28 protein-coding genes and 3 pseudogenes are annotated in these 25532 nt (G+C 46.1%); 19 read left to right on the top strand and 12 right to left on the bottom strand.

The genetic code is table 11. From position 1 onward, the window contains the following. The 3 genes from N4J56_RS21045 to N4J56_RS21035 form a co-directional block, all read right to left on the bottom strand. Complete coding sequence (locus N4J56_RS21045) at positions 1-729, bottom strand: EamA family transporter (protein ID WP_317108214.1); 729 nt, start codon at positions 727-729, stop codon at positions 1-3. A 127-nt stretch (positions 730-856) separates the two neighbouring features. Beyond that, a complete protein-coding gene (locus tag N4J56_RS21040) occupies positions 857-1213 on the bottom strand; it encodes a hypothetical protein (RefSeq protein WP_317108213.1) in 357 nt (118 codons plus the stop codon). A 79-nt stretch (positions 1214-1292) separates the two neighbouring features. Further along, positions 1293-1856, bottom strand: coding sequence for a DUF2808 domain-containing protein (locus N4J56_RS21035; RefSeq protein ID WP_317108212.1), 564 nt, complete (start codon positions 1854-1856; stop codon positions 1293-1295). 367 nt (positions 1857-2223) lie between these two features. On the opposite strand from N4J56_RS21035, the gene N4J56_RS21030 reads away from it, so the two are divergent. Further along, complete coding sequence (locus N4J56_RS21030) at positions 2224-3114, top strand: AraC family transcriptional regulator (protein WP_317108211.1); 891 nt, start codon at positions 2224-2226, stop codon at positions 3112-3114. A 127-nt stretch (positions 3115-3241) separates the two neighbouring features. On the opposite strand, the gene N4J56_RS21025 is transcribed toward N4J56_RS21030, so the two are convergent. Next, positions 3242-3643: a transposase gene (locus N4J56_RS21025; protein ID WP_317108155.1), complete on the bottom strand. Its 402-nt coding sequence runs from the start codon at positions 3641-3643 to the stop codon at positions 3242-3244. A 349-nt stretch (positions 3644-3992) separates the two neighbouring features. Between N4J56_RS21025 and N4J56_RS21020 the strand changes: the two genes are divergently transcribed. Further along, positions 3993-4773, top strand: a protein-coding gene (locus N4J56_RS21020; RefSeq protein WP_317105119.1) for an IS5 family transposase whose coding sequence is annotated in 2 segments (ribosomal slippage) — positions 3993-4330 and positions 4329-4773 — 783 coding nt in all. Because the reading frame shifts where the segments join, the coding sequence is not laid out codon by codon here. Between the two features lie 8 nt (positions 4774-4781). Here N4J56_RS21020 and N4J56_RS21015 read toward each other — a convergent pair. Continuing rightward, entirely contained in the window at positions 4782-5207 is a 426-nt protein-coding gene (locus N4J56_RS21015; protein WP_317108210.1) for a helix-turn-helix domain-containing protein, read from the bottom strand. 59 nt (positions 5208-5266) lie between these two features. Between N4J56_RS21015 and N4J56_RS41155 the strand changes: the two are divergent. From N4J56_RS41155 to N4J56_RS20980, 5 genes and pseudogenes are all read left to right on the top strand, one after another. After that, positions 5267-5886 (top strand): annotated as a pseudogene (locus N4J56_RS41155) (metal ABC transporter permease); the annotation flags it as partial. Between the two features lie 73 nt (positions 5887-5959). Then, positions 5960-6706: an RMD1 family protein gene (locus N4J56_RS21000; protein WP_317108207.1), complete on the top strand. Its 747-nt coding sequence runs from the start codon at positions 5960-5962 to the stop codon at positions 6704-6706. Between the two features lie 50 nt (positions 6707-6756). Beyond that, positions 6757-7768 (top strand): IS630 family transposase gene (locus N4J56_RS20990; protein WP_410500364.1). Its coding sequence is split into 2 segments (ribosomal slippage): positions 6757-7104 and positions 7106-7768, totalling 1011 coding nucleotides; the frame shifts between segments, so codons are not numbered across the junction. Between the two features lie 401 nt (positions 7769-8169). Beyond that, complete coding sequence (locus tag N4J56_RS20985; RefSeq protein ID WP_317108206.1) at positions 8170-8583, top strand: OsmC family protein; 414 nt, start codon at positions 8170-8172, stop codon at positions 8581-8583. 72 nt (positions 8584-8655) lie between these two features. Continuing rightward, positions 8656-9333: a DUF305 domain-containing protein gene (locus tag N4J56_RS20980; protein WP_317108205.1), complete on the top strand. Its 678-nt coding sequence runs from the start codon at positions 8656-8658 to the stop codon at positions 9331-9333. Here N4J56_RS20980 and N4J56_RS20975 read toward each other — a convergent pair. Beyond that, positions 9315-9677: an ArsR/SmtB family transcription factor gene (locus N4J56_RS20975; RefSeq protein ID WP_410500555.1), complete on the bottom strand. Its 363-nt coding sequence runs from the start codon at positions 9675-9677 to the stop codon at positions 9315-9317. The two genes, N4J56_RS20980 and N4J56_RS20975, sit on opposite strands and share 19 nt — an antisense overlap. Before the next feature lie 132 nt (positions 9678-9809). Here N4J56_RS20975 and N4J56_RS20970 point away from each other — a divergent pair, with 132 nt between their 5' ends. From N4J56_RS20970 to N4J56_RS20960, 3 genes are all read left to right on the top strand, one after another. Next, positions 9810-10274, top strand: coding sequence for a protein tyrosine phosphatase family protein (locus N4J56_RS20970; protein ID WP_317108203.1), 465 nt, complete (start codon positions 9810-9812; stop codon positions 10272-10274). Positions 10275-10288: 14 nt separating this feature from the next. Further along, positions 10289-10987: an MBL fold metallo-hydrolase gene (locus N4J56_RS20965; protein WP_317108202.1), complete on the top strand. Its 699-nt coding sequence runs from the start codon at positions 10289-10291 to the stop codon at positions 10985-10987. A gap of 62 nt (positions 10988-11049) precedes the next feature. After that, the gene (locus N4J56_RS20960; RefSeq protein WP_317108201.1) at positions 11050-11517 is read left to right on the top strand and encodes a hypothetical protein; all 468 of its coding nucleotides are present in this window, start codon (positions 11050-11052) and stop codon (positions 11515-11517) included. A gap of 10 nt (positions 11518-11527) precedes the next feature. Here the strand turns inward: N4J56_RS20960 and N4J56_RS20955 are convergent, their stop codons facing one another. Beyond that, a complete protein-coding gene (locus N4J56_RS20955; protein WP_317107380.1) occupies positions 11528-12589 on the bottom strand; it encodes an IS4 family transposase in 1062 nt (353 codons plus the stop codon). A gap of 342 nt (positions 12590-12931) precedes the next feature. Here N4J56_RS20955 and N4J56_RS20950 point away from each other — a divergent pair. From N4J56_RS20950 to N4J56_RS20940, 3 genes and pseudogenes are all read left to right on the top strand, one after another. Then, positions 12932-13246: pseudogene (locus N4J56_RS20950) on the top strand (rhodanese-like domain-containing protein); the annotation flags it as partial. Then, positions 13223-13738 carry a sulfurtransferase gene (locus N4J56_RS20945; protein ID WP_317110677.1) on the top strand — a complete coding sequence of 172 codons (516 nt, stop codon included), beginning with the start codon at positions 13223-13225 and terminating at the stop codon, positions 13736-13738. The pseudogene N4J56_RS20950 and the gene N4J56_RS20945, both read left to right, overlap by 24 nt. Before the next feature lie 63 nt (positions 13739-13801). Further along, entirely contained in the window at positions 13802-15526 is a 1725-nt protein-coding gene (locus tag N4J56_RS20940; RefSeq protein ID WP_317108200.1) for a hypothetical protein, read from the top strand. Here N4J56_RS20940 and N4J56_RS20935 read toward each other — a convergent pair. Next, positions 15515-15667: a hypothetical protein gene (locus N4J56_RS20935; RefSeq protein WP_317108199.1), complete on the bottom strand. Its 153-nt coding sequence runs from the start codon at positions 15665-15667 to the stop codon at positions 15515-15517. The genes N4J56_RS20940 and N4J56_RS20935 overlap by 12 nt on opposite strands. A gap of 18 nt (positions 15668-15685) precedes the next feature. Between N4J56_RS20935 and N4J56_RS20930 the strand changes: the two genes are divergently transcribed. The 6 genes from N4J56_RS20930 to sulP all read left to right on the top strand — a co-directional run bounded on the left by N4J56_RS20930 (position 15686) and on the right by sulP (position 23523). Then, complete coding sequence (locus N4J56_RS20930) at positions 15686-16588, top strand: sulfite exporter TauE/SafE family protein (protein ID WP_317108198.1); 903 nt, start codon at positions 15686-15688, stop codon at positions 16586-16588. 560 nt (positions 16589-17148) lie between these two features. Then, on the top strand, positions 17149-17550 hold the full coding sequence (locus N4J56_RS20925; RefSeq protein ID WP_317108197.1) for a hypothetical protein: 402 nt from the start codon (positions 17149-17151) through the stop codon (positions 17548-17550). Positions 17551-17708: 158 nt separating this feature from the next. Next, positions 17709-18377 carry a phosphoribosyltransferase gene (locus N4J56_RS20920; protein WP_317108196.1) on the top strand — a complete coding sequence of 223 codons (669 nt, stop codon included), beginning with the start codon at positions 17709-17711 and terminating at the stop codon, positions 18375-18377. 33 nt (positions 18378-18410) lie between these two features. Beyond that, positions 18411-19079, top strand: a complete 669-nt coding sequence (locus N4J56_RS20915) for an alpha/beta hydrolase (RefSeq protein WP_317108195.1) — start codon at positions 18411-18413, stop codon at positions 19077-19079. A gap of 231 nt (positions 19080-19310) precedes the next feature. Next, the gene (locus tag N4J56_RS20910; protein ID WP_317108194.1) at positions 19311-21911 is read left to right on the top strand and encodes a glycogen/starch/alpha-glucan phosphorylase; all 2601 of its coding nucleotides are present in this window, start codon (positions 19311-19313) and stop codon (positions 21909-21911) included. A gap of 40 nt (positions 21912-21951) precedes the next feature. Next, positions 21952-23523, top strand: a complete 1572-nt coding sequence (gene sulP / locus N4J56_RS20905; RefSeq protein WP_317108193.1) for a sulfate permease — start codon at positions 21952-21954, stop codon at positions 23521-23523. A gap of 185 nt (positions 23524-23708) precedes the next feature. On the opposite strand, the pseudogene N4J56_RS41150 reads toward sulP, so the two are convergent. From N4J56_RS41150 to N4J56_RS20890, 4 genes and pseudogenes are all read right to left on the bottom strand, one after another. After that, positions 23709-23810, bottom strand: a pseudogene (locus N4J56_RS41150) (hypothetical protein); the annotation flags it as partial. Then, entirely contained in the window at positions 23776-24243 is a 468-nt protein-coding gene (locus N4J56_RS20900) for a hypothetical protein (protein ID WP_317108192.1), read from the bottom strand. The pseudogene N4J56_RS41150 and the gene N4J56_RS20900, both read right to left, overlap by 35 nt. Positions 24244-24540: 297 nt before the next feature. Continuing rightward, entirely contained in the window at positions 24541-25065 is a 525-nt protein-coding gene (locus N4J56_RS20895; protein WP_317108191.1) for a hypothetical protein, read from the bottom strand. A gap of 75 nt (positions 25066-25140) precedes the next feature. After that, on the bottom strand, positions 25141-25512 hold the full coding sequence (locus tag N4J56_RS20890) for a hypothetical protein (RefSeq protein WP_317108190.1): 372 nt from the start codon (positions 25510-25512) through the stop codon (positions 25141-25143). Positions 25513-25532: the final 20 nt, after the last annotated feature.

The raw sequence follows: 25532 nt of genomic DNA, 5'->3' as shown, positions 1-25532 counted from the left end.
CTAAAAGAACAGTAGGTAGGGTAACAGATTTCCCATAATTCCGACCAGCAACACTTTTGGAAAGCGATCGCCAGTCAGCAGATCCAGCGGCAAGCCTTGTGTGAATTGGTACGCTAGCCAAAATAGACTGGCAACCGCATAGGTTCTCAGCAAGATGCCAATGGATTCTCCCGTACCTACTAGTTGCTCGCTCAAAATGATGTAGGCAGCAAAGAATACCGCAGTAGTTAAACCAATCCCAATTCCAAACCAATTGACTTGTTCCAGGTTGCTTTCCAGAATTTTTGAGACTAGGACGACACCTAGAATCGACAGGATCAGCGCAAACAAAACAAATTGGGATGGGGCACGACGAGTAGCAATTGCCGTCCACAAAACCACTAAAATCGGGGATGTAAACAGGAGAACGATCGCCACTGCTACAGGTAATTGTTGAATGGCAACGTAGTCTGCGGCAACTAGAAACACAAGCACCAACCCTAAGACAAACTGCTTCAGGTTCATCGGTTTGATTTGTCCGCGTCCCCAGAAACTATTGAGAATTGCTAAACCAAAGGTCGCGATCGTCGCACTGACTCCAGCCAACTCCAACGGATGAATGCCAGTCGTAAACAAATCGAAGGCGACGTTAGCAGCAACTGCCCAGCACAAAACCGTCAGGAGGATGGCAACGAGTCCAAGCGAACTGGGAGAAAGGCTCTTTAATTGAGCCGGAGGAATGTCTAACATCGTCGTCTCCGAAATGGGAAGTGAGAGAGTAGGAGGTATGTTTTCTCAGCACTCAATCCTCAAGTTGACACTCAATGATTTTCTCAAAACAAAAGTTGTTGAGAAGTGACTCATGAGTAAGTCTCAGTTATTTGTCAATTCGATAGCATTGTTCTAGGGCTTGAAGTCTTTCTCTGGTAGCTCCACCAGTCGGTCTAGCTAGCGGAATATCTTCACAAGCACTCAATTCTGAGCTAGTCTCTGCCTTATTAGTGCTAGGGCGAGACACCGCATCGTCAGGTATTGGACTAGCCTGCGATTCTTCAAGAGCGGGTTTACTCAACGGGCGATCGGGGTTAGTATTTGCATTGTCAGGTGTTGTAGTCGTAGGAACTATCTGCGCTTGAGACAGTAAGAGCGTTGTTCTAGGCATAGCTTCAGTAGCTTCGCTATTCGCAAAAAACACGGTGAGTATGAAACTCCCTGTCAAAATTTGTTTCAGCATTTTGTCTACCTACTCTATAGTTGTTTACTTAGTAGAAAATCAAAAGTGTCGAGCGAGTCCGAGTTGAGAGACGGCAATTTTATCGGGAACCGAAGTGTAGACGACCGTAGCCGAGAAACTGACCGGAACTCTTCTCTCCGGCTGGAAACGCCGTTACGCCGAACAGATAAATCCCTCCATTGGGATTGCGCTTGGCTCTGAGGGCAACTGTGACTGTGTTGCCAGGTGGCACGGGCGGATCGAACGCGATCGTTGCTTCTCCAGGTTTATTCGGTTGCTCGCCGCCAATGCTAGCTAAAGGAATCTCTGAACCTCTGGCAAATCTGTCACCGAGAAAAGCACGACTGCGACTGGGATCGAACGAAATCGTGTCGGAGTTCTGGCGCTGAGAGATGGTGACTGCCCCTAGAGGCTCTCCGGCATTTTGAGGAATTGCCAACGTGAAATAATAAGTGGCAGACATATGTGGAGATTTATAGCTAGTTGTAGCTCTGACGAGGTGGGGAGGATAGTTAAAGGCTGTTTGTCCGTTACCTAATTGAACTGCCATCACAGGCAAGCTAATCAGAGAACTAGAGAGTATCGCGCCGATCGCCAAATTTCTCTTGGTAAGAATGTTGCGTGCAGATATCTGTTTATTCATACTTTTCTCCTTGTAAGTTAAAGTTATTGCTACTTTGAAAGACTGTTTCTAGATCGAGCGTTACGACCCAGAACCAGGATGGTAAATGCCCAAGGTAAAGAGCGTAAGTTGTTTACCAATTAAGACGAAACAACATCATTCGTCGTGACAAGTTTCTCCGATTCGTTCGCAGACAAGATCGCGCAACCAAAAGCGATCGCAGTTTTACTAAAGTCATATATCCTACAAACTAGCTTAGGAAAACGATCTACATTCAACTATCAAATTCCTGTGCAACTATCAAAATCCTGCACTCAGTTTTTAGACTGCTCAGTGGAATTTACCTAAAAGTGATTACAATCGGAACTAGACACATTGGGTTTGCACTATGAATGCGATCGCCACCCACCCGATCGGAACCACTCCCCTACCGATCTTGTCGAGTCAAAATCAGGGCTGGGAAAATATTCTGGTAGAGCAATTTCAGCAGCCTCCAGGAGAGGAGAGAAGTCATTTTAGCGAGGAACACGCTATTTGTCTGTCTCTAGCTCCCCGTCCCGTTCGTTTACTACAAATTAAGGGAGGCAGAACCTATGTCGGCTTGCACGCGAAAGGGGATGTTTCGGTAACGCCTGCCAAGACTCCGTATTTTGCCCGTTGGGATAGTGACGACAATTGTTTGCAAATTCGGATCGCGTCGCGGTTTATCCAGAGCGTTGCCAGAGAGACGATTGCTACAGATCCCGAGCGGCTGAAATTGCGCCTAGAATTTCAAACTCGCGATCCTCAAATTGAGGCGATCGGCATGATGTTGCTAGCTGAACTCAAACAAGAAAACGTAGGCGGCAGACTTTATATCGAGTCGCTGGCAAATGTTCTAGCAGTGCATTTGCTCAGACAGTATGCCGCTCCCAAATCTCAATTTATCGTTTACGGCAATGGCTTATCCGAGCGGCAAATTCTGCAAGTCGTGGAGTACATCCACGCACACCTCGATCGAGATATCAAGCTGGCTGACCTGGCTGCATTATTAGGGATTGGTCAATCTCATCTCAGCCATCAATTTAAACAGTCGCTCGGCATGACTCCCCACAAATATCTGCTTGGGCAACGGGTAGAACGGGCAAAGCAATTACTGAAAGAAGGCGATTGCTCGATTACGGACATTGCCGTTTTGTGTGGATTCAGCAGCCATAGCCATCTGGGTCAACAGTTTCGCCATCTGACAGGAATGACACCAAAAGCCTACAGAGCAAATTTAACTCATCGCTTTGTATAAGCAACTGTTGCCTGAGCGCAGTGTTCTCCGTACTAGCCGCGTTGAACTCCCCCAACAATTGGGTCTCTAATGCTGTTAGACGCTGCAACACAGTATCTGGTACAAGATGAGATAATTTACCATTTGGTTAAATATTTGCGACTTCTAAAGACCTGAGAATATACTTCCATCCAGTCAAATCTTTAATAGTTTTTTCACTAAACGAGGTGAGAATCTGTCTAACTTTAATTTTGAGCGCATCTAAATTATCAATAACCTCCCAACCTAAAAAACCTTTGAGCTGTTCCCAAAGCCTTTCTATGGGATTAAGCTCTGGACAGTGGGCTGGCTGAAACAGAAGGATGATATTTTCGGGAACTTTGAGTTTGGAGGTAGGATGAAATGAGCCGTTGTCTAACTGAATAATATCTAAATCTTCAGGATAAGCTCGCCTAAAATCATTTAGAAATTCCTGAAAGCACTGGGTGTCTAAATGGGAAATTTCCCGAAAAAAGTTTTCTCCACTTTGAGGCTCTACAACACCATACACATACTATTTTTCTCGCCTAAATTGAAAGCTTCCTACAGGTTTGACTCCTCTTAATGTCAATCTCCGTCTCTGAATTGTCCTCAATCCCAGCCTAGTTTCATCTTCACACCAGTACCGCACTCTCTTAAACTTTTTTGATTGCTTTTGTACCTCCTTGATTACACTTGTTATCTTTTGAGGCAGTTCTTTTTTAAAGTTTTCTACTGCCTTTGGCTCTTGCTCGCTACTTTTTGATCTTGCTACTTTCAAGTCAGCTTTTAGAGGTCATTTATAAAGAAAAGTTGAAAGCAGCGAGAATGGAGGCAAGAGGCTTTTACTATGACAAGACAGTAGCCCAAAGCATTGCCTCATGAGTAGAAAAGCTTACAAAAGTGATTTAACCGATCGAGAATGGCAAATCATTGAACCATTAATTCCACCTGTAAGACCAGGAGGACATCCACGTACTGTGGATATGCGTGAGGTAGTAAATGCCATCTTTTATTTGCTGAAAACTGGCTGTGCTTGGGAGATGCTACCACATGACTTCCCACCCTATTCAACGGTTTATTATTACTTTCGGCGTTGGCAAAAACGAGGAATTTGGCAGCAGATAAATCTTGCCTTACGTGAACAAGTACGGATGAAGCTGGGCAAATCTCATCAAGCTACTGCTGCAATTGTGGATAGCCAGTCCGTAAAAACGACGGAAAAAAGGGGAAGTATCCGGCTTTGATGGCGGCAAGCTAGTTAAAGGTCGCAAACGCCATGTCGTAGTAGATCCTCAAGGACTACTAATGGGTGTAGTAATCACCGAAGCTAATGCTTCAGAACGATTAGGAGCAATAGTGGCATTGCTAGAAGAGTGCTATAACTCTAAGTCTTTAGAGCTAATTTGGGCAGATAGTGGCTACAGTGGAGAGAATTTTGCACAAGCTGTAATGGTAGTCTGCGGTGCAGAAGTAGAAATAGTTAAGCGGATTACAGATGGGTTTGAAGTTTTGCCCAGAAGATGGGTAGTTGAACGAACTTTTGGCTGGCTAGGACGCTATCGACGACTAAGTAAGGATTATGAACTCCTACCGGAAATAAGTGAATCTATGGTCTACGCTGCTATGGTACGGCTGATGCTGAGACGACTAGCTGCTTGATTTTTACTTTATAAATCAGCTCTTAGCTTGTCATGAACTAGATTATGTACCACGTCATACTTCACGCGTATCCCTAGCTCTGCTGCTAACCATAGCTTGACCTCCTGATAACTGGAAAACCCTTCTGGCTCACTCAGTTCTTGTTTTAAACGTTCTACCGCCTCTGCTGGAATTAATGGTGTTCTTCCCGTACTTTTGCCTACTTCTAATAGCTGATTCAACCCACCACGGCGATATTGACTTAACCACCTTTGTACTGTGACTCGATTCCGTCCCAATACCACTGCTAAATGTTGCACCGTTTCCACTTGCTTAGTCTTGAGCAAATACAGTGCTTGTACTCTTTCCTTCCCACTTGCACTTTTTTGCTGCTTTAAAAGAGTGAGGAGCGTTTCTGCCGACTCGTTAATCTTGAGCTTGACTCTCCCAGACATGACTCACAGATTTAAATGTCTCTTTTCTTCAACTGTAGCGTATTAAAAGCCAAATGGTAGCGTTAGGGATGGGCATCGTGCAACGCTACACCCGACAGCGAGCAGACACTATTATTGGTGTCATGTGGGCGATTGGTATGGCTATCGGGATTATCCTCGTAGACTTAGCAGGGGGCTACAAGGCGGATCTGATGAGCTATTTGTTCGGCAGCATTTTAGCGGTTTCCTGGCACGACTTGCTGATTATGTTGTTACTCGACGCGATCGTCGTTGCCCTGGCGATATTGTTCTACAAAGAACTATTGCAGTTTCGTTTGACGAAACCTTTGCTACGGTCGCCAACGTGCCAGTAGACGCAATCTATTTAACTCTCATGTGTACGATCGCGCTGACAGTGGTGATGATGATGCGGGTGGTAGGGCTGATTATGACGATCGCCCTGCTGACGATGCCAGCCGCCATCAGCGGACTGTTTGTGAAAGATATGAAAAAGATGATGGGACTGGCAAGCATCCTGGGCATGGTTTTCACCACAGCGGGGTTGTGGTTCTCGTACTTCCTCAATCTCACTTCTGGCGCAACGATTATTCTCGTGGCTGGTGTTGCCTATTTGTTGAGCGTAGCAGTGCAGCCGTTACTACGTCGCGCTCGTGGCGATCGCTTCTTTGCCGTGCGATAGTGGCTATGTTAATAGTCGATGCTCAGGATGATGGATTAAATAAGAAAGAGGGTCTTAATCTACAAAAGCTAAGATGCAGACAATTCTTTTTAGCGATCGCGATCTTGTTCCAGTACGCGCCCTGCTGCTTGGGCAAGGTCTTGATTTAAAAACATTAGAACAAATAGACTGTTTGGCTAAAGACCCCCTCGCGATCGCGGCTGGCGAATCTGGTTGCGCTGTTCTTTTTCGTTACGGTGCAGTTGTTTTATACGGTCTTTCTCCCTTAGAAGAAGCAACCTTTATTACTAAGCTCAAAGATCTCACGATCGTTCCTTTTGCCTCTCCAGAAGTAGAAAATGTTGAAATTCACCGCGATGCTAATAGTACGAGAGCAGTAGAAGGTGACATTATCTTTTTGCCAGAGTTCGATCTCAAAAGTTTGCAAATCATCGCAACTATTCTCGCCAAGAGCGTGATTATGGCTTACTACGAAATGAATATTGCTAGTGCTTTTGAACGGATCGAACCTTTTGCCAATCGCTTACAGCACGCTCGCTGGAGTAAACAGCAAGTGAGAGAATTACTGAAACAACTGGGTAATGCTCTCGCCGTGGAACACAAAATGGTTGGTCGAGTCCAGGTAATTGATAAGCCAAAACTTCTTTGGGAATCTTCCGAGTTGGATCGCTTTTACTTGCGACTGGAAAAAGAGTTTGAAATCCAGGCACGACAGTTAATATTGGAACGCAAACTAGCACTTGTCTATCGTACTATCGAAACGTCACTGGGTTTGCTCCAACATAATACTATAGCAATCCTAGATAGCTTGTGGGAATAAGGAGAAGCCGATAAGCTAGAGAAACCTTTGTAGTTGCTCTCTCGATTCTGATGGATAGCTTAAGCCAATTTATTGCCAGCACAAGTGACGCAAGAGAACTCAAACGTGCCCTAGCCGTGCAAATGCGGCAACAAGGTTATCCTTACCAACAGATTGAAGCACTGCTGGAGGTATCACAGAGTTTCATTAGTAAATGGCAGCAACTGTATCGACAGCAAGGCATAGATGCACTCAAGTTAGGATACTGGGGTACGCAAGGCTATTTAAATGATGTTGACAAACAAGCAGTGATGGAATGGCTACGGCAGCGCTCCTCCTGTCAGCTCGAAGAGTTGGTCACTCACCTCGACCTCAGTTATGGAGTCGTCTTTAAGTCGCAACAGAGTTACTACGACTTGCGTTCGTTTTGCCGGACTCTCGTGGAAGAAGACACAATCGGCACGTCCCCAGAAGGACGAGCTGCAAGTCGCCCAAAAAAACACTCTTATTGTGGAGTTACTGATGAGATGGCGCACTCAAATCGCTTCTGGGCAAGTGCGGGTGTTGTTGATTGATGAATGCCATTTGCTATGGGGCGATGCCTGTGGCTATGTTTGGGGTAAAACCAACCAACGCATTGACGTACCAATTGCCTCCGAACGGCAGCGCCAGACCTACTATGGCGCGTTTGATTACGGCAGCAAGCAGTTTTATGTTCAAGCCTACGATGCTGGGAATACGGATAATACAATTGCCTTTTTAAACTATCTGCGCTCTCTCGATGAGCCAGCCCGTTTGCTGGTGATTTGGGATGGTGCAAGCTACCATCGGTCACACCAGTTGCGAGAGTTTTTGGCTGCTATTAATGCTGGACTACCCTATGAAGACTGGAAGATTGAGTGTATTCGCTTTGCCCCTCATGCTCCTGAACAAAACCCCGTTGAGGACATTTGGTTGCAGGCTAAACAGTTCATTCGCAAGTTCTTTATGCTGTGCAAGTCCTTTGCAGTGGTGAAGTATCTGTTTGAGTTTGTCACCCATCAGCAATACTTTACTTTTGAAAAGGCATTTATGTATGGATAACCATACATCCTATTTAGGATTGCTATAGTTGGTAGCGGCAGCTATTGAGGTAGATGCTAACTAAGAAATTGGAAAAATTTTAGAATCGTCTCTTAAAAAAGAATCTATCTCCTAATAAGAATATATTGCTATTCATCTATAAATTGCTAATGAGATTTTTCAGTCAAACTCAAGTAAGAAGAATCGATCGAGTTAGTAATTTCCGCAATCGAATGGATAAATAACTTGAGGGGGATGGTAGTAAGCTTTAATTTCTCTATACTTATTCTCCTCACAAATTCCTCAACTTTTTCGCTTAAATTTGGAATAGAGCCGATCGTAGGTGAGAAATGAATAGCGCAGGTATTAAGTCTTTGAAGAAGTAGTGCTGATAAAACTTTATCCAATGGAAGGTGGTGGATATGCGAGTCGATATTAGTTACAAATCAAATCTTCAATTTCAAGCTGCCGCTAGAGGTCATGTTATTACTTGCGACCAACCTCATAGCAATGGTGGTGAAGATACTGGGATGACTCCACCAGAGTTGTTTCTATCTGCTTTAGGCAGTTGTGTGGGTTTCTACGCTGTGAAATACTGTCAAACTAGAAACTTAGATGCTACAGGGTTAAAGATTGAAGTTTCAGCCCAAAAAACGACAGATATCCCCATCAGGCTGGACGAGATCGAAATTCACTTGAGTTTACCAATTAGCTTGAGCAATCGCCATCAAAAAGGTTTAGAAAATGCTGTGAATGCTTGTTTAATTCACGCTACACTCACGCATCCACCCGAAATTATGACTCAAATCAGTAGCACGCCAATCTTAACTGCTTAATGAAGTCAGTTCGATTCCAATAAACTTGCCCTGTGGCACAAATGGCAGAGCCAAGTAGCAGAGGTGAAAAATATGAGTAACCAGTTAGCGACTCATACCCATCCGAGCAAAAAAGCTGTTATCTATATTTTTGTAGGCTTGCTGGCTGGTAGTGCGATCGCCACTCTGTTGACAACAGCTAGTAATCTCCAAGCTCAAGAGCGAGATTTCGAGTTAAACAATTCTGTCCCTAGTACGTCCGTTGCTGCTCCCACAATGGCTGTTGCTAGTCGCAGCGAACGCCATTACATCGAATGGACGATCTTCCATGACGAGCAAGCAATTGCAATAGCCGATCTCGCTTTGAGTCGAGCTACGCATCAGGATATTAAAACTCTAGCAGCTGCTATGAAACAAACTAAAACTCAGGAACTTCAACAACTACAAGCGTGGTATCGGCAGTGGTATGGAACCAATGCACCCAGCTACTTCAGCCGTTGGCAGCACAGAGATCTAGAGGAGGATAAACCAGAGCAGTATAGAATGCACGTCATGGAAACAGATTTAGCCGAGCTGAAAAATGCACCAGACTTCGAGCGCGAATTTCTGCGGCAGACGATCGCGAGCGATCGCATGGCAATGATGATGTCTGCTACGATCCTCGATGGTGCGGAGCGCCGCGAACTACGAGACTTTGCTCGCGCCACGCTCGAACAGCAACAAACTGAAGTCGAGCAGATGCAGCAATGGTATCAAGATTGGGATCGATAATTTTTCACTTCCCCTGACTTAAATTGCTCTAATTGCCGTGCTTGTGTCAGCAAACGGTTGGAGATGCGATCGCACACCACCTCACATAAATCGAAAATTATCGGATCGGCAATTTCATAAAAAACGCTGATGCCTCTAGGTTCGCGCCTGACCATCCCTGCTTGCATTAACACTTTCAGGTGCTTGGAAACATTAGCCTGTCCTAACCCAGTTGCTGCGACAATTTCCGTCACATTTTTCGCCCCCGATCTCAAACAATTGAGAACTTGCAACCGACTGATTTCGGATAACACTTTGAAATACTCTGCCACTTGAGCAAGAGCGGCAAGGGAAATCTCTGGCATAGACGAGCGGCAATTTAATAAATCTACAATTTCTATTTTACACAACCACATTACCAATCGGTAATATGGTTATAGGATGGAGATAGAGAGACGAGACTTCTACCGATCGATGACTTTTATTGCAGGAGACTTATGGAAAATGTCAAGAAGATTAACGAGCAGCTCGCTGTAGCCGGACAAGTTACGCCAGAGCAACTGCAACAAGCGGCGCAAGAAGGCTTTAAGTCGGTTCTCAACTTGCGATCGCCTGACGAAGAAGGTTACTGGCAAGACGAACAGCAGCAAGCAGAGGCGCTAGGGCTGCATTACGCGAATATTCCCGTCAAGGTCGATACTCTGACTGAGGACAAGACCACTGAAGTTCTGGAGCAAATCGACGCACTACCGAAACCACTCTTACTGCACTGCTATAAACAGATGCGGGCTGGGGCGATGGCGCTGATGAATGTAGCTACCAGAAACGGACTGACACCAGAGCAAGCATTTGAAAAGGCTCATGAAATAGGTTTTGACTGTAGTGCTTATCCCCAAATGAAAGAGTTCTTCGCCCAGTACGTTTCAACCCACTCAAAGACAACTGAAGGAAAGACAAGCTAGAAGGAGAACGTAATATGCTCTTTCGTCAATTATTCGATGCCGAATCTAGTACATACACTTACCTAATTGCCGATCCTGCTACAAAAGCTGCTATCTTGGTCGATCCAGTTTTAGAGCAGGTAGAACGCGATCTGAAGTTACTTAAGGAATTGGGACTCACCCTGCACTACTGCTTGGAAACTCACGTCCATGCCGACCACGTGACCGGAACTGAACAATTACGACAAGCAACCAGTTGTTTGGGCATCGTTCCCGATCGCGTCACTGTTGCCTGTGCTGACCGCCACATCAAAGATGGGGAGACATTGCATATGGGCGACATTACCATTGCAGCCATTGCTACGCCTGGTCATACCGATAGCCATATGGCTTATCTAGTAAACGATGACCGAGTGCTAACAGGAGATGCCTTATTTATCCGAGGTTGCGGACGGACGGATTTCCAAAGTGGAGATGCAGGGACGCTGTACGATTCAGTACGAGAGCGTTTGTTTAGCTTACCAGACGAAACTTTGGTCTATCCCGCTCACGATTATCGGGGTCATACCGTATCGACGATTGGGGAAGAAAAGCGATGGAATCCTCGTTTTGCCGGACGAAATCGCCCCAGTTTCATTCAATTCATGCATAACCTGAATCTACCAAACCCCAAAAAGATAATGGAAGCCGTTCCAGCTAACGAGATGTGCGGGCGCTTAGCGGCAACAGCTTAAATGAAGGCTATTTCAGTAGTTGTCAGGTTAGTAATTAATGCTTGCGTTGCAAGGAGAAAAAAATGAAAAAGATTGCAACCATAGTCGCGTTAGTTTCGGCGCTGAGCTTGACTATTATTCCTGCATCTTTTGCCCAGCCAGGAATGAGATGGAGAGGTAGCGATGGATGGGGAAGAGGTACGCCCTACAGTCGCCTGTACAACCCTCGCACAGTGGCAACAATCCGAGGAGAAGTGATTAGAGTAGATACAATTACCCCTATGCATGGGATGGGAGTTGGTCTGCATCTGGTGCTGAGAACAGCCAACCGGCAAGAGATTTCCGTCCATCTCGGTCCAGACTGGTATCTCGAACGCCAGGAGATTGCAATTGAGCCGAAAGATCGAATTGAAGTCGTAGGCTCGCGCGTCACTTTTGCCAACACGCCAACCATCATTGCGGCTGAAGTGAAAAAAGGTAATACAACTTTAGTACTCCGAGATAAAACTGGTTTTCCAGTTTGGAGTGGTTGGAGACGACGCTCGTTTTAATATCATCCCCCTAAGTACAGGACAAAAATTGTAGAATATCCAAGAACTCATCCATTTTCTGCTCCAGATTGAGAACAATGTTTCGTAGATGGTCAAAGCCATAACGAAAAATGCTCTTAGCTCTGCGTCCATGCTTTTTAATAGTAAGTGGTTTGAGTTGGTGTAACCATTCACCCGTCAAGATGACCCAACATAAGGCTAATGAGAGCAGTGCCAGCAGCTTACTCAAACGCTCAGAATCGGTTAGATGGGTAGATTCTAAACAAAAACCACGAGTTTTGAAAATGCCGAAAAGTGTTTCAATTCCCCATCGTTGAGCGTAGTCGGAGATAGCTGATTTAGGTGCGGTTTGAGTGGCAACGACTAGTAAAGAATTATCCTCTAATCGCAAGGCGGCAATGTAGACCCAATCTCCCCAGAGTTGTCTTTTGTGGCGTAGAACTTTGTGCTGTCCTACCTGTAGATTCTGAAACAAGACATTGACTTTGAGACTCTGACAGCCATGTCTAAGTTTATGATTTTCGCGAATGCGGATACGAAACGGGGTGAGCGGATCGCTAAGTAGGTAGCTAAACCAATCCTTGCCAACGAATTCTCGATCTGCGGTCAGGCAAGTAATTTCACGCTCACCAAAGCGCTCTAGAAATTGGTTGAACAACTTCATCCGCTCATCGCTATTGGAATTCCCCCGTTTGTCCAGTAAACACCACACCACAGGAAACGCAACTCCCTCATGCACAACTCCCAGCATCAGGATATTGAAAACACACTCTCCAAACTGCCATTCGGTACGGTCGATTGAAAGTACCCAGGGTTCTGGAATATTCATTAGGGTAACAACAGCTTGAGCAATTTCGGCGTAGTCCATTTCATAGTGACGGAAAAATCGTTGGAGTCGTTTGTAATGAGAATCGGTTTGAGTCTTGCCGCTGAATCCGGTTGCCAATTCACTGAAGTTGACAGTTTTGACTCGCAACAGCGCTATGAGAAATGCTGCCACAAAGCTTAGTCGCGCACCATGCCAAGCTAAATGAGGGCGCAAGGCATCTCGAAGTAGAGTAACCTGATTCATAGGGTTTTATGTTCTGAATGTGGTAATTCTCATGAAACCCTTTTTCTTTCTTCATTTGCAAGCTTTTGTCCTGTACTTAGATCATCCCCATAGACAATTGAGGCAGAAATGCCCTTCAGTCATATTTTGCCGGACGCGATGGTCGCAAAGTAAACCGACGAACGACATCGCCTGCCGTAAAACAAGGAGGAAAAACATATGAAAAAACAATTTTTCTTAGCATCCTTCGGTGTTGCAGCATTGGCAGCAGCAACACTTGCCTATTCACCTTTTACCGCTAGCGTCCAGTCCCAATCGCAGCCTTAGCCTAATTCGCAGTTCTCAGTTGTTTCGCCCCAATGGGTTGCCGCTCACGCCAAAGATGCCAACGTACGCATTCTGGATGTTCGACCCGATCCTCACGACTATTTTGCCGGACACGTTCCCAACGCCGTACATATGGCAGACGCAACCCTACGCGGTCCGTTAAATGGCGTACCAGTACAGTACCTACCTCCAGAAACTCTGGCTCAATTACTATCGCGTGCAGGTGTGAAAGATAGCGATCGCGTTGTCGTCTATTCCGACAAAGATAACGTTCTCGGTGCGACAATGACAGCATACGTGCTAGAACGCATCGGACACCCAAACGTCATGGTGATGGATGGTGGCTGGAGTGCGTATAAAGCGACTCAGCCGACAACGCAAGAGTATCCCAAGTACACCACAAGCAAGCTCACGGCACGGGATAACCAGTCTATTCGCGTCACCCTCAACGACGTAACCAACCTGATGAATCGGAAGGGTGTCAAGTTTGTTGATGCCAGACCGGAAAAAGCCTATCGCGGCGAGGTGAAGACTTGGATGCGTAACGGACATATTCCAGGTGCAATTAGTAGCGACTGGCATCAGCTGATGGACCCAGCCAACCCGCATAAGTTCAAGTCGATAAATGAGATGCAGCAGATCGTCCAGCAGAAAAAACTTGACAAATCGCAGGATATTGTTCTGTACTGCGGTACGAGTCGAGAAGCAAGTCTCGAATATATGGTACTCAAACACATGCTCGGTTATCCCAAAGTGCGGCTGTATGAAGGCTCTTGGACGGAATACTCATCCCACCCTGAACTGAAAGTAGAAACTGGTGCCGGACAGTTAGCACGGCAATAGTTTTGCATCCAAACTCGGGCATGAGTCCGAGACACAAATATTTAATATTTGAGGAAACGAATCATGGAGAAGAGTAGAGACGAAGCTACGCACTCAGAAACTTCTCAGGAAAGTCGTAAGAAAGGTTTTACCGTGTCTCGCCGGAGTTTTCTCCAAGGCGGTAGTGGTACTGGAGTGGCGATCGTCGCAGCTAGCACGGGATTAGGCACGGCACTGCTGACTCAAAGGAAAGCTAGAGCAGTTGAAGTGGGACCGCTCAACACGCGACAACGCCAAGAAATGGCTTTTCGGATTCGCCGAGATGCCGCTCAAGCATATCTCAAACAAAAGCTACCATCACAGCCAACTAATGGAGATGAAGAAAGATATGCAGACAAGCGGGCGTGTTTTGCTAAAGCCCTACCCCACAACGATCTTGGCGAAGTCGATCCGAAGGCATATGCGACTTTCTTATCGATTCTCAAAAGTGGCGACTCCAAACGCTTTGAGCAGATTCCCCTAGCACCGCAAGCAGAAGCAAAGTTGAACGATCCCCAAGCGACATACGCCTATGACCTATTCGGTGTCGATAGCCATGCGACTCGCTTGAGCGCACCACCCGCATTCGCCAGCCCTCAGATGGCTGCTGAAATGGCTGAAGTTTATTGGCTGGCACTGACTCGCGATGTGTCGTTCCGCGATTATGAATCCAACCCGCTCGTTGCAGCAGCACTGTCCGACCTGAATGCTTTTTCAGAAATCGTGGGTCCGAAGTCAGGTGGTAAGGTAACGCCAGAAATGCTGTTCCGTGGTGAAACCAGGGGCGATCTCATTGGACTATTCATCAGTCAGTTCCTCTGGCTTGATGTCCCTTATGGCATCAAGACAATCGAGCAACAGTACAAATTTCCCACCAAAGGTCAAAGTTTCCTCACCGATTACCAAGAGTGGTTAGCCTGTCAGCGAGCTGTGAAACCAACCCACAAGCTCCAGTTTGACTCGCAGCCGCGATATATTTGCAGTCACCGAGAACTTGCTGAATACGTCCACCAAGACTTCAGTTTCCAACCCTACCTAAATGCCGCGCTGATTGTATTGCGCTTTGGATCGGAGGCACTGTCTCCTACTAACCCGTATCATGCTTCCAAGACGCAGTTTGGCGATATTACTTTCGGTAACAAAAATATCCTATCTCTGGTGGCGCAAGCGGCAATTATCGGTCAAAAAGGGGCGTGGTATCACAAATGGCTCGTGCATCGGCGGCTGCGTCCAGAGAGTTTTGCTGGTCGAATCGAGAACCAGATTAAAGGCAAAAAAGCCTACGACATTCATGCCAATATTCTAAATTGCGATGCAGTAAAACGCGCGATCGCAATCAACCGCACCTGCTTGCTACCTGTTTCCTACGCTGAAGGTTGTCCGACCCATCCAGCTTACCCAGCCGCCCATGCTGCTACTGCTGGTGCTTGCGCTACAGTGCTGAAGGCTTTCTTCAACGAAGATTTTGTTATCCCCAAGCCAATGCAGGCAAATGCAGATGGTTCGACGTTGGAGCCTTGGCAAGGGCAAGCTCTCACTCTCGGTCACGAGATTGATAAACTTGCCAGCAACATTTCGCTGGGACGCGATGCGGCTGGTGTCCACTACCGCTCGGATGGCATCCAAGGTTTGCTGATAGGAGAAGACCAGGCAATTGGGATGCTGCGCGATTACAGCCGCACTTACAACGAGCGGTTTGATGGCTTTGTGCTGACTAAGTTCGATGGCAAGAAAATCAAAATCGCCAAAGGTGAGGTGTTATCCGCCTAACTTAATTCTGCGACGTTGTTGAGTCATGGAGCGATCGGAACGCATCTGATTTAACAACGCCGCTTTCCTCCAATTAGAAGCATCGCCAGGGCAAATACTCGCCAGTGGTGCAGGAATGGCATACCATTGCAGTCCGTTCATCTTGAGAGGCAAAGTATTATGACTATGACAATCGGGTGGATTTTGGGTCACGTTATTGCCACTGCAATTGGAATTAGCTTAGGCTTAATCGGTGGCGGTGGCTCAATTCTGGCAGTTCCCACTTTAGTCTATGTCATGGGCGTACCGCCGAAATCGGCTATCGCGATGAGTTTGGCGATCGTCGGTACGGTGAGTTTTCTAGGGGCAATTCCCCACTGGAAACTCGGCAACGTCCAGCCCAAAACAGCTGGGATGTTCGGGTTGTCAACGATGGTAGGAGCCTATGCAGGCGCTCGGATTGCCACACTGCCATTTGTGACAGGAACGCTACAAATGATTTTATTCGGCACGATGATGTTGCTGGCAGCAGTGTTTATGCTTCGCAAGCATCCTCAAACTACCTTACCTCCGCCTGTAAGAGAACCAGACTTGGAGTTGTATCCCAAACCAGTATGCAGATATTGCTGGCTGTGGCTGGTGAGTGAAGGACTCGGCGTGGGGGCGCTAACGGGGTTAGTAGGTGTGGGTGGTGGTTTTGCGATCGTGCCTGCATTGGTTTTGCTCGCAAAAGTGCCGATGAAACAGGCGATCGGTACGTCTCTACTAGTAATTGTTCTCAACTCTATTGCTGGCTTTTTCGGTTATTTAGGACGTGTCAATTTGAATTGGGAGTTAATCGCCACATTTACTGTTGCTGCTAGTCTGGGAATTGTTGCTGGAGCTTACTTAGTTAGGTTCGTGCAAGCGAGACACTTACAAAAAGCTTTTGGCTATTTTCTCCTGGCAATGGCTGGTTTTATCTTCTGGCAAAATCGCACTGAGTTTCACTCTCAAAAGATACAGAGACAATTGCTCGTAGGACAAGTTGAACCAGAGTCAAAGCGAGCAATAAAGCCAAAAGATGATTTTGAAAAACTGTGAGAAAATAGGTAGAGCTTATAGCATTTTTTGGATTAAACTTTTACTCTATTGATGAGTAATTTTGCATCGATCTCACCTAAAAAAAAGATAAATATTGCTTTCTATTATGTTAATATAGTATTGGAATCGTAGTGAACCTCAAACATAGAACTAGTAGCAACGTCCCGAAAAATAGCAAGGCTAAACCAGGCTCTTAGGAAGAGGCAACTATGAGAGGTTCAAGGCAAAACTGCGAAACCTATAAACCCTAGAATGGTTGTGGAGGAAACCTTGCACAATTTAACACCCAGTCATTAACGGACTGTATCGATCTCGATATAGTCTGTTAATTTATTTGGCTGACTCGCAAGAAAATTATCCGCTTTGAGCTTTCCAATTTCTCACAAATTGCTTTTGAACGCGAGTTTAGTTTCAGTAAAAACAATAACAAAGCACTCGACAAAACTGAATAAGAATTGTTACTTAATTACGTTTTAGAGAAAGCTGAAATTCAAGACTTGATAAGATAAAAGTAATAGACTTACTTGCTATCTGCTACAAACTAGAAGCGATGCGCTTATGTGGTATGCTCTTCGACCATGCAAGAGCGCGGCAACGCCAGGGGCGAACGCAAACGCTTCGCGACCATCGCCACAGATAGCAAAAGGGGGACTCAGGCTATGTTAGAAAACTTATCAAGAGACCCACTTAATCAACCGCAACTGATTCCCGATCCTTGGGAAGCGCCTAATCCAACAACAGTTCAGCCTAAATTGACGGTCAAGACTTGGCAAATCCCGATAGAAACTCATCTAATTACAGCAGCAGGAAATCCAGCAGCGCCACGATTAGCAGCAGCACTAACTCCAATTCAAGTGTTGCTACAGGATGAGCTGAAACTCAGAGTCGATCTGAGTAGCAAACTCAAAACTCAGATGGAGAAAGCTTTGGCATTACTATGCTGGATGCGAACAGCAGTTTAGATTAATCTGCGTTAGGCAATGACAAAATGGGATTGACAACAAGCCAATGTCAAAGGCTTTTGACATTGGCTTGTTGTCAATCCTATTTATTTGTGGTGCGTAGTGAGTGTAAAGAAGTGACATGAAACCGAACGCCAATTCGATCTAAGGCGAAAATCATGACAGCACAATTCCAAAACCGCACTCAAGCAGGCGAGCTGTTAGCTACCAAGCTCACAGCATATGCCAAACGACCGGATGTGCTGGTGCTGGGGCTACCGCGTGGTGGCGTACCAGTAGCGTTTGAGGTAGCAAAAGCACTGAATGTACCCTTAGACATCATTCTAGTCCGCAAGCTGGGCGTACCTATGCAGCCAGAATTGGCAATGGGAGCCATCGCTACGGGTGGCGTGCTGGTACTTAATAACGACGTGGTGAACTGGCTGGGCATACCTCAAGCAGAGATAAATGCCGCCGTCCAACAGGAAATGCCAGAATTAGAGCGACGCGATCGCCTTTATCGAGGCAATCGTCCCATGCCTCACGTCGAAAACCGCACGGTGATTCTCGTAGACGACGGAATCGCTACGGGTTCGACTCTGCGAGCGGCGATCGCGGCACTGCGGCAGCAGCAACCGCACCAAATTATTGTAGCGGTTCCAATTGCCGCTACTTCAGTTTGTCAGCAGTTGCGAACAGAAGCAGACGATGTTGTCTGCGCGATCGAAGTAGAACAATTGTCGGCGATTAGCTTTTGGTACGAAGAATTCGCTCAAACTACCGACGAAGAAGTCCGCGCTCTCTTAGCAGAAGCGGCAAATGGCTATGCTGCGTTGTTTTTATCGTGAAGCAGTGTTGCTGTCAAGCAGGGGGATAAACCGATGAAAACAATACAATTCAATACTCAACAGAGCCTAGTCTCGATCGCGGCTGACTCGGTGCAACTACAAGGAGACATAGTAATCCCTGTAGATGCCCAAGGAGTCGTGCTATTTGCTTACGGCAGTGGTAATAGCCGTCATAGTCCTGGCAACCGCTATACTGCTGAGATTTTCCGTCAGGCGAAACTAGCAACTTTACTAGTTGACCTGGTGACACCGGAAGAAGCAGCGATTGACCTGCGGACAAAACACTTCGACGTTGAATTGCTGGCGGCGCGACTGGTAGGAGTGACAGATTGGTTGCGAAAATCTTCAGATGTTGGAGATCTGGGGTTGGGTTATTTTGGTGTTGATGTAGGTAGTGCGGCGATCGTGTTGGCGGCGACGCAACGAGCAGCAGATGTAGGCGCGATCGTCTCGCGTAGTGGGCGTTTAGATTTGGCGGGTTCGGCACTAGCTTGGGTTCAGGCTCCCACCCTGCTAATTGTCGGCGAGCATGACTTCCCAGGAATTGGCATCAATCAGGATGCGCTGGCACAACTCCATACTCAAAAACAGTTACAGATTATCCCTCAAGCCAGCCACTTGTTTACAGAACCAGGCACGCTCGAAGCAGTGGCACGCTCGGCAAGTCAATGGTTTCAGTTCTATCTCAAACTAGCCAAGTAACCAATTATACGAATCATTTATTTGTAGATTTAATCGCAGATTCACGCAGATAAAAGATAGATTTATCTATACTTTCGCCAGAGTTTTAGTCAGAAATTACCTGCTACCGCATTAGTTTTTGTGCATCTGAGAATTTCCACAAGAGAATACTAAAAAACATTAAGGTAACATTCCTCCGATCGGCAAAGCTTTTATCTTGAAATTGCTGCACTTGATGTAGAGGAAAGCTCGATGCCACCAACCGATCGCCAGCAGCTTGAGCCAAGTCATAATAAATATCGCAATGGGACTAAAAGACACATCCGACGCACGGAACACGTCGAAGTCCAGGTAGAAGACGATCGCACTGGCATGAGTGTAGAAACTCTCAAACGTGCCTTTGCCGATAACCTTTATTACTTGATTGCAAAAGACGAGTATTGGGCTAACTTGCAAAATTATTATATGGCACTGGCTTATACAGTGCGCGATCGCTTATTGCACCGCTGGATTCAAACCACAAAAACCTATTTTGCCCAAGATGTGAAAGCCGTCTTTTACCTCTCGGCAGAGTTTCTCATGGGTAGGCAATTGGGCAACAACCTGATTATCGTCGGATTCTACGAGCAAGCGCGGCAAGCTGTAGAGGAATCGGGTTTAGACCTGTACGATTTGAGGGAACAGGAAGAGGAACCTGGCTTAGGGAATGGCGGACTGGGTAGGCTAGCTGCTTGTTTTTTAGACTCGCTGGCAACGTTAGAAATCCCTGCTGTCGGATATGGTATTCGCTACGAGTTTGGCATTTTCGACCAATCGATTCAGGATGGCTGGCAGGTAGAACACCCCGATAATTGGTTGCGTTTTGGCAATCCTTGGGAAATTCCCCGCCTCGATTATCGGGTGGAAGTTAAGTTTGGCGGACGGACTGAGACATATGTTGACCAAAATGGTCGCGTTCGCGTTCGCTGGATTGGGGAACGCACCATATATGGTACGCCTTACGATACGCCCGTCCCAGGTTATGGTAACAACACGGTGAATACATTGCGGCTTTGGAGTGCGCGAGCCAGTCTTGAGTTTAACTTCCAAGTCTTTAACGCTGGAGATTACACCCATGCTGTTGCCGATAAAATTTTTTCTGAAAATATTTCTAAAGTGCTTTATCCCAACGATAATACTGCCCAAGGGCGAGAATTGCGTTTAGAACAGCAGTATTTTTTTGTTTCTTGTTCGCTGCAAGATATTATTGTTTTCTACCAACAAAATCACGATAACTTTGACTGCTTTCACGAAAAAGTCGCTATCCAGTTGAATGATACGCACCCATCTATAGGTATTGCCGAACTGATACGGCTACTAGTAGACGAACACAATTTGGATTGGGACAAAGCGTGGCACATTACTCAAAATACTTTTGCTTACACCAACCATACTCTACTCGCAGAAGCACTAGAACGCTGGTCGGTCAGCTTATTCGGTCGTCTGTTACCCAGGCATCTAGAAATTATCTATGAAATTAATCAGCGTTTCCTCCAAGAGGTCTGGCAGCGTTGTCCTGGCGACATGGGACGAGTGGCGCGGCTGTCATTGATTGAGGAAGGCAGCGAAAAGTACGTGCGGATGGCTAATTTAGCCTGTTTAGGCAGCCATAAAGTTAATGGTGTCTCTCAACTGCATACAAATTTGCTGAAACACCAGTTGATGCAGGATTTCGACGCGCTGTATCCCGATCGATTTAATAATATAACTAACGGCATTACTCCGCGTCGTTGGATTTTACTTTGTAATCCCAAGTTAGCACTACTACTGACAAACCGAATTGGCAAGGGTTGGATTAAAGATTTAGAAAAACTGCGGCAAATAGAATCGCTGGCAGATAATGCTGAGTTTTGCGATCGTTGGCAGCAAATTAAACAGGAAAATAAGCATGACTTGGCAGAGTACATTTTGCAATTCAATCGAACTGAAGTGAATGCAAATTCATTATTTGATGTCCAGGTAAAACGCCTTCACGAATACAAACGCCAAATCTTAAACGTGCTGCATATCATCACGTTGTATAACCGAATGAAAAAAAATCCGAGCGGGGAGATCTTGCCTCGGACTTTCATTTTTGCAGGTAAAGCAGCACCAGGTTATTCAATGGCAAAACTGATTATTAAGTTGATTACTTCAGTAGCAGATGTTGTTAATAATGATTCAGATGTGGGCGATCGCTTAAAAGTCGTATTTTTGGTAGACTATAACGTATCTCTAGCGCAACGCATTATTCCCGCTGCCGATCTTTCCGAGCAAATTTCCACTGCTGGTAAAGAAGCTTCGGGAACGGGCAACATGAAGCTATCGATGAATGGGGCGCTGACTGTTGGGACGCTGGATGGTGCTAATATCGAAATCCGCGAGGCTGTAGGGGCAGAAAACTTTTTCCTCTTCGGTTTAACAGTAGAGGAAGTCATGCAGTTAAAAACTACAGGATATCATCCTTGGGATTATTATCACCATAACACCGAACTGAGAGACGCGATCGATCGGATTGCTTCTGGCTATTTTTCTCCTAGCAACCCTGACTTATTCCGACCGATTGTCGAATCTTTGTTGATGAAAGACGAATATCTGGTTTTGGCAGATTACCAAGCTTATATCGAATGTCAAGAAAGAGTCGGTCGAGCGTATCGAGACACCGAAAATTGGGCGCGGATGTCAATTCTGAATGTAGCTCGGATGGGCAGATTTTCCAGCGATCGCACCATTCAAGAATACTGCCAAGAAATCTGGCAAGTTGAGCCAGTGCCAATTGAACTGGAAGAGTACCACCCCAGCCATGCTGGTTTGAAGGTGAAAAAACTAATGTAATCGATGATACAATAATCTCCCCAGACCGCTCGCGTTCGCAATGTTGAAGATTCGGAAAGCTGCCCTGCTTTTAATGCCAGGATTAAAGATGCCAGGATTAATACGGTTGCTGTCCTACCAGCAAACTTGGCTGCAAACAGACGTGCTGGCGGGGGTAACGGTAGCTGCCTATTTAATTCCCCAGTGCATGGCATACGGAGAGTTGGCGGGAGTCGAACCAATCAGGGGGTTATGGGCAATTCTACCCCCAATGGCGATCTATGCCCTACTGGGATCGTCGACTCAGCTTTCGGTAGGACCGGAATCGACGACGGCAGTGATGACAGCAGCAGCGATCGCGCCTTTAGTAGCAGCAGATGGTAGTAACTATGCTAGCCTTGCTTCCTGGCTGGCTGTCATCGTCGGTCTTACCTGTATCGTTGGTTATGTTGCCCGATTGGGGTTTCTGGCAGAATTACTGTCAAAACCAATTTTAATTGGATATATGGCAGGAGTTGCTCTGATTATGATTGTGGGGCAGCTCGGCAAGATCGGCGGTATTGCAATGGAAGCAAATACTGTTTTCGGCACGGCGATCGAATTCTGGCAAAAGCTCGATCGCATTCACTTGCCAACTTTAATTCTGGCGGTTCTAGTCTTAGTCTTTTTGTTGGCGATTCAACGCCGCTTTCCGACTGCACCAGCTCCGTTACTAGCAGTGTTATTGTCAACAGCAGCAGTAGCAATATTTCATCTCGATCGCCAAGGTGTTGCTGTTGTCGGTGCAATTGAGGCAGGATTACCTCACTTGAGCTTGCCTCAAATCTCGGTGCGAGAAATATCACCACTTGTCGCATCGGCAATTGGGATTGCCATTGTCGGCTATTCCGATAACGTGCTGACAGCGCGGGCATTTGCTACCCGTAACCGCTACAAAATTGACGCTAACCAAGAACTCTTGGCGTTGGGAGTTGCTAACCTGGGCAACGGATTAATGCAAGGCTTTCCCGTCAGTAGCAGCGGTAGCCGTACTGCAATTGGCAATTCGTTGGGTAGCAAGACGCAAATGTTTTCCCTCGTGGCGCTGGTTGTGGTGGTTGTCGTCTTGTTATTCCTACGATCGCTGCTGGCACTGTTTCCCAAAGCAGCTTTAGGGGCGATCGTCATCTTTGCTGCTATGAAGCTAATTGACATACCGGAATTTCTCAGGCTATTGCGATTTCGCCGCAGTGAGTTTGTCCTTGCCGCGATCGCTACTGTTGGGGTTCTGGTGACGGATATTTTAATTGGCGTGGCGATCGCTGTCGGTTTATCCGCGCTCGATTTACTAGCTCGCGTGGCGCGTCCGCACGATGCTGTTTTGGGAGAAGTCCCAGGAATACCAGGACTGCACGATATTGAAGATTGGAAGGGAGCAAAAACCATCCCTGGATTGGTAATTTATCGCTATGATGCTCCCCTGTGTTTTGCGAATGCGGAAAATTTCAAGCGGCGATCGTTTGAAGCAATTGAGGCAGAAGCAAGTCCTATAGAATGGTTTGTGCTGGACGCAGAAGCGGTCGGCGAACTAGATGTAACTGCCACCGATATGCTGGCAGAACTGCACGACGAGTTGGCAGCTAGGGGTAATTGAGAACAATATTTCGGATATGGTCGAAACCAAGCGCGAAAGATGCTTTTGGCTTTGCGTCCATGTTTTTTGATGCTGATTGCCCGTTGTTGAGCTAACCATTGCCCCGTGCAAAATGCCCAGCACGGGGCAATGGTTAGCAAGGCTATCATCCGACTAAGCCGTTCTGGGTCTTGAAGGTGAGTTGACTCTAAACAAAACCCACGGGTTTTCAAACAGCCGAACAGGGTCTCAATTGCCCACCGTTTAGCGTAATCAGTAATGGCACGACGAGGACGATGGTTCGTCACAACAATCAGAAATTTTCCATCTTCGAGTCGCAATGCGGCGACGTAAACCCAGTGTCCCCAAACAGTAGCGACGATGACGCAAGACTTGATGCTGTCCGGGTTTCAGGTTGCTGAAGACCACTTTGGCTTTGAGCGATTGCTGGAGATTGTCGAGTTTGTCACTTTCACGAATGCGAATGCGAAACTCTACCATTCCTTGCTCCAACAAATACTCAAACCAATCAGTTCCAAGAAACTCTCGGTCAGCCGTTAAATCGTCTACTTCAGCCGTGGGAAACACCTCAAAAAACTCCTCCAATAATTCAATCCGCTCCGAAGTATTAGAGTTACCTTTTTGATCCAGCATCCACCACAGCAGTGGAAAAGCCACGCCATTATGGACGACCCCTAGGTGTAGCGAACTGCAAACATCGGGAGATGAAACTGCAAACAAGGCGGTTTTGAAACCACATTCTCTGCAAATAGAGGGGGACTCAAAACCACAATATCTGCAAATGAAACCACAATCGCGCTCATACAAACCACATTAGCTGCAAATAAGCTATAAGCCTTACAAGTCGGCAACTCCAAGAAAAATTGCCCCGAGTCGTCCAAAAAATAGGAACTTTTTCGCCGGACATATATGTTCATTTATTTATATATAAATCGGACACAAGCGAATTCAAAAAACTCTGCACAAGGTATTTCCCGTTTTCACATCCAACCCGCGTGCGATAAATCCAATTTCCCTCTACACAGGAATTCCCATTTTCAGCATTTGGTCTCTCAAATCTTGGGTTCGACCAGGAGGCAATTGACCGTGGAGAAAAGAATTCACCTCAGCCGTCCGCACATTCAATAATTCTGCTAACACTTTGGCATTATAACCATGCCGAATTAAGCGAGGTTCTAGATCGTTAATGGCATGAGCTAAAATCGACTCAATTATTCCGGTTGTAATTGGTTTTGTGCCTACCTTGTAACCAGATTCAAATGCTAGTTTTAAATAATGCTCGATTTGTAACGGGGTTGTCAATCGTTCCGCCAAAAATGCAATTGCTTCATCAGTCACTAGATCGGATACCAGATATTCTTCGTGAATACATTCATTTAAAAGCCAATGAATAAACTCCGTCTGATGTCCGCGAATACCTTCGAGGCTAAACACAGTTGTTCTAGCACCAATTTCCTCTAAAGATGGTCGGCGCAAATCATTTTTCAACTTGGGATGCCCCACCAATAATATCGATAGAATGCTACCCTGGAGGCGTACCAATTCAATCAAGCGTTTAATTTTGATTAACGTAGTGTTGTGAGGTCGTGGGCTTCGTCCACTAGCAAGACAACTGGTTTACGGCATTTCTGAATCAACGCCAATAGCAAGAGGAACGCGTTGTTCTGGTTGGGTTGGTGGCTTGGCATCTTTTTCTGTAGCTAAATCGCAAAATAAAGCAGCCATTAAAGTCCCCAAGGTCACTTTATCTTTGTCAACTGCAAGGCTCCTAGAAATAATCATGTCCTTTTCCGTGGCTAATTCTAATTGCAACCGCTGCAAAGTAGTCGTTTTACCACAGCCAACAACCCCTGCTATAGCAATCAATCGACCTTGCCGAAGAAGGGGTTTTAACTCTTTGAATAAATGGGCTTGCTCTTCAGTCTCAAAAAAACCTACATATTCCAAGGTTCGTTTTAGACCAAAATAATTCATCACATCACTCAGCATGGTGACTTCCTAGTAAACAA

Source organism: Chroococcidiopsis sp. SAG 2025 (assembly GCF_032860985.1).
In the GTDB taxonomy this organism is placed as follows: domain Bacteria; phylum Cyanobacteriota; class Cyanobacteriia; order Cyanobacteriales; family Chroococcidiopsidaceae; genus Chroococcidiopsis.
This window is presented reverse-complemented; position numbering and strand designations above follow the sequence as displayed.